This is a genomic window from Acidithiobacillus sp. TH-A35, assembly GCF_057473505.1.
Map to the genome: position 1 here is coordinate 1 of NZ_JBYCKR010000198.1, position 8,111 is coordinate 8,111.

Consider the following 8,111-nt stretch of genomic DNA (forward strand, 5'->3'; position numbering starts at 1 on the left):
GTGTGGGCATGGGCGATGTACGACTTCGCCAATTCCGGCTATACGACGGTGGTCATCACCGCCGTGTTCAGCGCGTATTTTGTCTCCGTCGTCGCCGGCAACGCGACCTGGGCAACCTTTGCCTGGACGCTGGCCTTGTCGGCTTCCTATGCGCTGGTGATGTTCACTGCACCGCTGGTCGGCGCCTATGCTGACGCCCACGCCTGTAAGAAAAAACTGCTGTGGCTCACTACGCTGGGCTGCGTCGGCTTCACCGCGCTGCTGGTTTTTGCGGCGCCCGGCGCACTGGGGCTGGCGATTATCGCGCTGGTGCTGTCCAACTTTTTTTTCGGCACCGGCGAAAACCTGATCGCCGCGTTTCTACCTGAACTGGCACGTCCGCGTGCGCTCGGCCGGGTGTCGGGCTGGGGCTGGGCGCTGGGATATGTGGGCGGGCTGATGTCGCTGGGTGCGAGCTTGGCTTACATCAACTGGGCGCAGGCACAGGGGCAGGGCACGGTGGACTTTGTGCCGGTTTCCATGCTGATTACCGCTACGCTTTTCCTGCTCGTGAGTTTGCCCACGCTGTTGTTGCTGCGCGAGCGCGCGGTGCCGCAAACCGAGCGCACAGCGCGCAGCGCCTGGGCTCAGGTGCTACGCACGCTCAGTCATCTCGAACGCCTGCCCGACCTGAAACGCTTTCTGATCTGCACCGTGCTGTATCAGGCCGGCATCCAGGCGGTGATTACCCTGGCCGCGATTTACGCCAGCCAGGTGTTCCATTTCAATACCCGGCAGACCATTCTGCTTGTGCTGGTGGTCAACATCACGGCAGCCATCGGGGCATTCTTTTTTGGCCATGTGCAGGACCGCATTGGCCATGTGCGGGCGATTGCTTTTACTCTGATCGCCTGGATAGGCGTGGTGGTGCTGGCCTGGGCCGCGCCGGACGAGCGCATGTTCTGGGTGGCCGCCAATCTGGCCGGGTTGTGCATGGGTGCCTCGCAGTCGGCGGGGCGGGCCATGGTGGGGCTGCTGGCGCCACCAGCGCAGCGTGCCGAGTTTTTTGGGCTGTGGGGGCTGGCGGTCAAGCTCGCGTCGATCATTGGCCCGCTGACCTACGGCGTCAGCAGTTGGCTCACCCAGGGCAATCATCGCCAGGCGCTGCTCATTACTGGCAGTTATTTCATCGCCGGCCTGTGGGCGCTGCGCGGGGTACAGGCCACGCGCGGCTATCGCGCTGCACGGCGATTTGCCCGCGCCACAAACTGAGTTATGGCGGCCTTCAGCAAGAAAGCTGAGGGTGGCCGATCAAACCATCCGGAAGCTCCAAAGACCGGGTGCGGGCATTGACCCGTCGTACAAGGTGCAAACACATGGGCGTCATCGTCGCCAAGCTGGGAGGTATAGCCGCAAAAATACGCTACAATATTGAGACATCAGGGACGCCGATCAGGGGGAGTGGGGGATGCGCGATCTGGAAGACATTATGTGGATGCAGGCCATAGACATGTTGGAACGTGCGGAACGCCTGCAGCGGCGTTTCTTTCAGCCGGCCCCGTCGGGTCGCCAGCCAGCCTGGCAGCCGCCCATGGATGTCTTTGAGAGCAGTGGTGGGCTGCAGATTGTCGTGGCCTTGCCCGGCGTTAGCCCGGAGGAAGTACAGGTAATCTTCAGCGGCAATGTCCTGATAGTGAGTGGTCAGCGTCGGCTTTCCGCAGAGCTGCAAACGGGGCATATCCATCGTCTGGAGATCCCCTACGGCGTTTTCGACCGGCGCCTGCAGATTCCTGATGGCTTGACCTTACAGGGCTGGGAAATGCGAAACGGCTGCCTCCATTTGTCCTTTCGCCAGCAGAGGGGTATGAAATGAGCAATCCGCACACGGGGGCGAGCGAAAGCAGCAAGCTGGTATTACCTGAAAATGTCCTGCCGATATTGCCCATGCGCAATATTGTCCTTTTCCCAGGGGTCGTTCTGCCCCTCGGAATTGGTCGCGCACAGTCGGTAGCGGCGGCCCAGGAGGCCATCCGCCAGGAATGTCCCATTGCCGTGCTGCTGCAAAAGGACCCCGGCAACGATGCACCCGGCCCTGATGACTTGTATCCGGTGGGTACGGTAGCCAGCATATTGCGTTATGTGACCACCGGGGATGGCGGCCACCACCTCATTGCTCAAGGAGAAGGCCGTTTCCGGGTGCGCGAATTTTTGCCGGGTTATCCCTTTCTGGCGGCCCGCATCGAGCGCCTGGAGGAGATTACAGCTACCGGTTCGGAGCTGGATGCCCGCGTCCTGCACTTGCGCCAGCAGGCCACCGAAGCCCTCGCTCTTCTGCCGCAGGTGCCTCAGGAGTTGGCCCAGGCCATCGCCCACGTGGAGCAGCCCGGGGCACTGGCGGATCTGATTGCCAACTTTCTCGATCTCAAGGCCGAGGAGCGCCAGCAGATTCTGGAAAATCTTGACGTGCGCAGCCGTCTGGAACAGATCTCGCAGTTTTTGAGCTATCGCATTGAGGTCCTGAAGCTTACCCACAAGATTGGCGAGCAGACCAAGGAGGTCATGGATCGCCGCCAGCGTGAGTATTTCCTGCGCGAGCAACTCAAGGCCATTCAGCAAGAGTTGGGGGAAGGAGAGGAGGGCAACGGTGAGATGGAGGCTCTGGGGCACGCCCTTGACGAGGCGCACTTGCCCGCCGAGGCGGAGGCGGTGACCCGTAAGGAGTTGCGTCGCCTGCAACGGATGCCCGAAGGGGCCGGCGAGTATGGCATGGTGCGTAGTTATATCGATGCCATCCTGGCCCTCCCCTGGAGCAAGGAAACAGCGGAGCGCATCGATATCGGTGAAGCGCGAGGCATTCTCGACGAGGATCACTACGACCTCGACAAAATCAAGCGGCGCATCCTCGAGCATCTGGCGGTGCATCGCCTGAATTCCAGCGGCAAGAGCCCCATTCTCTGCTTTGTGGGGCCGCCGGGGGTGGGCAAGACCTCTCTGGGCCAGAGCATCGCCCGCGCCATGGGGCGCAAGTTTGTGCGCGTGAGCCTGGGCGGCGTCCATGACGAGGCGGAGATCCGCGGCCATCGGCGCACCTATATCGGCGCCCTGCCAGGCAATATCCTCCAGGCTCTGGGCAAGGTGGAGGTGCGCAACCCGGTGATGCTCCTGGATGAAATCGACAAGCTCGGCGCCGGTGGTTTCCACGGCGATCCTGCCGCCGCCCTGCTGGAAGTGCTGGATCCAGAGCAGAACCGCACCTTTCGCGACACCTATCTGGCCATGCCCTTTGACCTCAGCCACGTCTTTTTCATCGCCACGGCCAATATCCTGGATACCATCCCCGGTCCCCTGCGGGACCGCATGGAAATCATCGCGCTCTCGGGTTATACGGAGGAGGACAAGATGCACATCGCTTCCCGCTACCTCCTGCCCCGGCAGCGGGAAGCGGCGGGCCTGACGGCGGAGCAACTGGTGCTGGAAGAAGACACCTTGCTGGCCCTCATCCGCGGCTATACCCGCGAGGCCGGCTGCCGCAACCTGGAGCGGGAACTGGGGGCCATTTGCCGCTGGGTGGCGGTGCGCGTCGCCGAGGGCAGCAGCAGCGGGATGCAGGTTCATCCCGATGACCTGGCCACCATTCTTGGTCCCCAGCACTTTGAAAACGAAGTCGCCTCGCGGGTGGCCCTGCCCGGCGTGGCCACCGGTCTGGCCTGGACGCCGGTGGGCGGGGATATCCTCTTTATCGAGGCCAGCAAGAGCCCCGGTAACGGCCGCCTCATCCTGACCGGCCAGCTCGGCGATGTCATGAAGGAGAGCGCCCAGGCGGCCATGAGCCTGGTCAAGGCGCGGGCGGCGGACTGGCAGATTGCCCAGGAAAGCATCGACAAGAGCGATATCCATATCCACATCCCCGCCGGTGCCATCCCCAAGGACGGCCCCAGTGCCGGCGTGACCCTTACCGTCGCGCTGATTTCCCTGCTCACCGGCCGCAAGGTGCGGCCGGATGTGGCCATGACCGGCGAGATCAGTCTGCGTGGCCTGGTTCTGCCCGTAGGCGGGATCAAGGAAAAGGTTCTGGCGGCGCTGCGTGCCGGGATTCACACGGTGCTATTGCCGGCACGCAACCGCCGGGATTACGAAGACATCCCCGAGAACGCACGGCAACAACTTACCTTCATCTGGATAGAACGGGTGGAAGATGCAGTGGCGCAGGCGCTGGAAATGGGCCTGGAAAAATAGGTGGTATCCGGGTCGTGTTACAGGTCCTGCCATCCGGATGCGGATGGTCCGGAAAGTCAGTCGGGCACAAATAAAGCGCTTGGCGGTTAAGCCAGGCGCTTGTTTTTATGGTGCCGGCAAGAGGAGTCGAACCTCCGACCTACCGATTACGAATCGAATTTAACCCCCTTTTACATCAGCAAGATACACGTCAAAACATAATTAAAACAGCTTGTTGTAAGTATCACCATTCCATTATATTCCCGCAAATTCCCGTCCTCAGTGTGGTGCAATTGCGGTGCAAACGACCCGCTGATTATAGGCCTTCTGATTCTACGTCAGGGGTCCAACCGCCATATCTGAGGCCCGGCGGAACGGACTGCCGTCGCAGCTTGTTTTAGTAAATGGAAGCATATATGCTGTCATTCATGGTTCGACTCGTCATTGACACGAATGTTTTTGTTGCCGCCATGCGGTCGGAAGGGGGCGCCTCTCGTGCTGTCTTGAAACACGCATTGACTGGGCGTTACACCCCTTTGTTCGGAAATGCGCTGTGGCTGGAATACGAGGCTATGCTGGGTAGGCCAATATGGACCGGGGAGACCACAGGCGACGAGCGTAAAACCGTCATGGCCGCACTGGCGAAGCAGGGGAAGTGGATCTCTATCTACTACGGGTGGCGTCCGAATCTCCCCGATGAAGGGGACAATCACTTGGTCGAATTGGCCGTGGCGGGAAACGCTGAAGCCATTATCACGCACAACATCTCGGATTTGAAGGGCGGGGAGCTTGCCTGGCCGGAGTTGCGCATCCTGAAACCATCGGAATGCCTGGAGGTGTTCAAATGAGTACATTGACGATTCGACTCCCAGACGACAAGGCGGACAAAATCCGGGATATGGCCCGCATGAAGGGGATCAGTGTAAACAAGCTCTTTGACGAGTGGACGGCGCAAATGCTCACTGAAATGGATGTCGAGCGCAGGTTCCGCGTGATGGCTGCTCAGGGAGACCCGCAAGCAGCGTTACGCATTCTGGAAAAAATTGACCAAACGCATTAACACCACGCTGTAACCTGTTACGCAGTAACGAGGCGGAACCTACAAAATTAAGCTACATCCTGACACGAGTACCTTTATCTGGCGTTCCCTTTTATCAGATAGATATAAAATAGAGATATAGCTTTTCCGATGCCGGACCTCGCGGGATTCCACAGCGCCGGACCCGGTTATCCGCTGGCCCTGTCGTGGTCAGGGTGGTCAGGGTGTGGTCAGGGTCAATTTTTCTGCCATGACCGTTGTAACCAACTAACAAATAACGATTTTTTTACCACGGTCAGGGTGGTCAGGGCCAAAGTGCAGAAAAACTCTGTATAGGAATTTTTGTGTATCCTGCACCCCAGCATTTTTTTCTAAGTCTGTTTTTTTTCTACGCGTAGTTTAGAGATCTGCCCTGACCACCCTGACCATCTGGTTTTTTTACGGTTTTTAACGTTTTTTTTTCAACGTGTTACCGTGGTCATGGCAAAAAACTTTGGCCCTGACCACACCCTGACCACCCTGACCACCCCTGTGACCCGTCAGGGTTCATGCCAAAAAAAAAGCCCACCGCATGGGTGAGCCAATACCGAGGTTCACTACATAAAAACTAAAATGGAACGTCCGAATAGTCGTCGTCCCCATCATCCAGAACGGCGAAGCCTGCGGTCATAACGTTCACAAAAGCCCGCCTTTCCGGCGTGGACGCGCGCAACGGGGTTACGGGAAGGGGAACGACATTATTGGCACCGCCATCATCCCGGTCATTGCCTTCCAGGTCCAAATTCACTTTGAGCACCCGAACGTTGTTCGTGGTCCCTGTGATCGGGTCGTTGAAGGTCACACGGGGCCTGCTTTCCCGCAGTTCGCCATAGTCGCGCTCGACGATGGACCGCACCCGCGCCCAGAACCGGGGTGCGCCCAGAGGCATCATCCCAGAATCCTTGCACCAGACCGAGTAGTTCCGGTACGCGGAATCCTTGCTCGTTCTGGGCGCATCACAAACCTGCACATCCTTCGCCACCCACCAGCCCAGCACGTTGTCGGTTTCCAACTGCATTTCCCGTTTGGCTGCCAGCACCGATTCGGGAATATCCTTAAACCCGCCCGCCTTGAGCAGCATCACCAGGCCGTCGACCGCCCAGCGCAACACCCCTGGCAGTTCATTCTCGACGATCCGGTCGGCCAGCATGTCATCCCGGCGGTTGCCCTCGAACTTTTCTGTGAACTCTATGATCTGCAGCCGCCGCCAGATGCCGTCGGTCTGGTCTGACAGGGCGGGCTTGTCGTTGCCACGCAGCAGCCACTTGGCCCGCAGGCGCGTGGTGACGGGAACCTGATACTTCCTGTTAATATTCAGGTCGTCGCCGGAAATGGCCGACTTCAGGCGCTGCTCGTCAATCCGCTTCGGGGTCTCGTCCACGGTAATGAGTGAGGCATCAATGAGGTTTTCAGCCCCGAAGCCACCCAGGTCTTCAATGTCGGCGGCAGCCACCTTGCGGTGCAGGGCACTGACCGCCTGCGCCAGAAAACCCTTGCCGTTGGCCCCATTGCCGAACCACCACTGGGCCACCTGGAAGCGCGTATCACTGATGAGCGTGTACCCCACATACTGCTGCACCAGACGCCGCACCGCCGGATCGGGCAAGGTGTCGCTGATGAACTTGTCGAACTCTGGGGAAGGCTTGCCCTTATCCACCCATCTAGCGTTGACGCAGTAGCGCAGACCGTCATCCTTGCTGGGTTCCCGTGGCGTTACCGTACCATCCGGTGCAATATCCAGCGTCACGTCCGCACAGGGGATAATGGCCCCGCCCATTTCTGCCCCCTGATTGGTTTTTGGTATTTCGTATAATCCAGCCGCCGACACAGCGGTTTGGGGCGCACTATGGATTTTGCGCGAATCCCCACTGGCTGCAAAAAAACCAGCAATCAGCTTATATACCCCTTTCTTAAGTCGGGCTTGCGGAAGAAGTGACCAATGACTGCCGGTCCACTCGTACAGTAGGTCGTCAGCCACGCCAACCAGCGCACTGTTCAGTGCATCGCAAAAAGCAAAATCCGCACTGGGGGCGCCCTTCTGCCCCAGCGCATCGGGGTCCAGCTTCAACCCGCAAAAAATGGGGTCAGCTAGCAGCGTCGCAGCAGATCGCGCCGGTTTCAAGGCATCTTCTAGGCGTTTATTGAAGACCGCATTGAGGTCACTATCCAGCGGCAAAAAACGGGCGGTGGTGATGACATTCACACCCTCTATTTTCCGCACCGCTTCCGCCAGCCTATAGGCGCCCTCTGTTGTCGTAGTGCTATCACTTACCCATTTCCCCGCCATCGGTACTTTCACGGTTTCGCCATCATCCCCCTTTGACCAGTGACGAGGTGTCCCATCTTCCGGGTACAATGCCGCAACGATCCTCAGCGACGGGTGTTTTTGCAGAACCCCGGAAACTATCGCACTGAATGCGTCACTGGGTTCGTCAGCCCCTTTTGACCACCCCAAAGGGTCGGGGATGCCGATGCAAGGGTACCCCGCTTCGTTCCAGCGCCGCGACACATCCTCATCGGGCACAATGAACAGGGCATCTGCACCTTCGGGAACTACCAGAGCATCGGCAAACAGCACGCTACCCCGCTGAAACCCATACTGTCCTGCAATATGGAACAGCGTGCCAATGCTTACCCCCCCGTCAGGGTCAAAGGAAGCCCATTTCTTTTCCATTTCCGGGCGTCCAGGATATTTTTCACCCTGTTCAGACCAGTCATGCCATAGGGCAAAGCCGTCATCACCAAAGGACCGAAGCGCCATGCCGATTTTCAGCCAGTCTTCATATCCCACATCCGCAGGGATGCAAGACAAAGCCGCTTCAACTTCCGTGAGATTGGC

6 protein-coding genes and 1 tRNA gene are annotated in these 8,111 nt (G+C 59.0%); 5 read left to right on the forward strand and 2 right to left on the reverse strand.

Features of this window, described 5'->3' with window-relative positions; genetic code table 11:
* Positions 1-15 precede the first annotated feature (15 nt).
* The 3 genes from AC2VNK_RS06895 (at position 16) to lon (ending at position 4,215) form a co-directional block, all read left to right on the forward strand.
* Positions 16-1,251, forward strand: a complete 1,236-nt coding sequence (locus tag AC2VNK_RS06895) for an MFS transporter (protein ID WP_486883270.1) — start codon at positions 16-18, stop codon at positions 1,249-1,251.
* Positions 1,252-1,447: 196 nt separating this feature from the next.
* Positions 1,448-1,852: an Hsp20/alpha crystallin family protein gene (locus AC2VNK_RS06900; protein ID WP_291524000.1), complete on the forward strand. Its 405-nt coding sequence runs from the start codon at positions 1,448-1,450 to the stop codon at positions 1,850-1,852.
* Positions 1,849-4,215, forward strand: a complete 2,367-nt coding sequence (gene lon / locus AC2VNK_RS06905) for an endopeptidase La (RefSeq protein WP_486883271.1) — start codon at positions 1,849-1,851, stop codon at positions 4,213-4,215. Before AC2VNK_RS06900 ends, lon begins: the two co-directional genes overlap by 4 nt.
* 108 nt (positions 4,216-4,323) lie before the next feature.
* Here the strand turns inward: lon and AC2VNK_RS06910 are convergent.
* A tRNA-Ser gene (locus AC2VNK_RS06910) sits at positions 4,324-4,395 on the reverse strand.
* 215 nt (positions 4,396-4,610) lie between these two features.
* Here AC2VNK_RS06910 and AC2VNK_RS06915 point away from each other — a divergent pair.
* Both AC2VNK_RS06915 and AC2VNK_RS06920 read left to right on the forward strand, forming a co-directional pair.
* Positions 4,611-5,042 carry a putative toxin-antitoxin system toxin component, PIN family gene (locus AC2VNK_RS06915; RefSeq protein ID WP_486883272.1) on the forward strand — a complete coding sequence of 144 codons (432 nt, stop codon included), beginning with the start codon at positions 4,611-4,613 and terminating at the stop codon, positions 5,040-5,042.
* Entirely contained in the window at positions 5,039-5,254 is a 216-nt protein-coding gene (locus AC2VNK_RS06920; RefSeq protein ID WP_065413069.1) for a CopG family transcriptional regulator, read from the forward strand. Before AC2VNK_RS06915 ends, AC2VNK_RS06920 begins: the two co-directional genes overlap by 4 nt.
* A 586-nt stretch (positions 5,255-5,840) precedes the next feature.
* Here the strand turns inward: AC2VNK_RS06920 and AC2VNK_RS06925 are convergent.
* Positions 5,841-8,111 (reverse strand): phage/plasmid primase, P4 family (locus AC2VNK_RS06925; RefSeq protein WP_486883273.1); only part of this gene is annotated, 2,271 nt, incomplete at its 5' end.

Excerpts from the sequence above, each read along its gene's own strand:
- AC2VNK_RS06895 (WP_486883270.1), top strand. The coding sequence starts at position 16 with ATGTACGACTTCGCCAATTCCGGCTATACGACGGTGGTCATCACCGCC.
- AC2VNK_RS06915 (WP_486883272.1), top strand. The coding sequence starts at position 4,611 with ATGCTGTCATTCATGGTTCGACTCGTCATTGACACGAATGTTTTTGTT.
- AC2VNK_RS06900 (WP_291524000.1), top strand. The coding sequence starts at position 1,448 with ATGCGCGATCTGGAAGACATTATGTGGATGCAGGCCATAGACATGTTG.
- lon (WP_486883271.1), top strand. The coding sequence starts at position 1,849 with ATGAGCAATCCGCACACGGGGGCGAGCGAAAGCAGCAAGCTGGTATTA.
- AC2VNK_RS06920 (WP_065413069.1), top strand. The coding sequence starts at position 5,039 with ATGAGTACATTGACGATTCGACTCCCAGACGACAAGGCGGACAAAATC.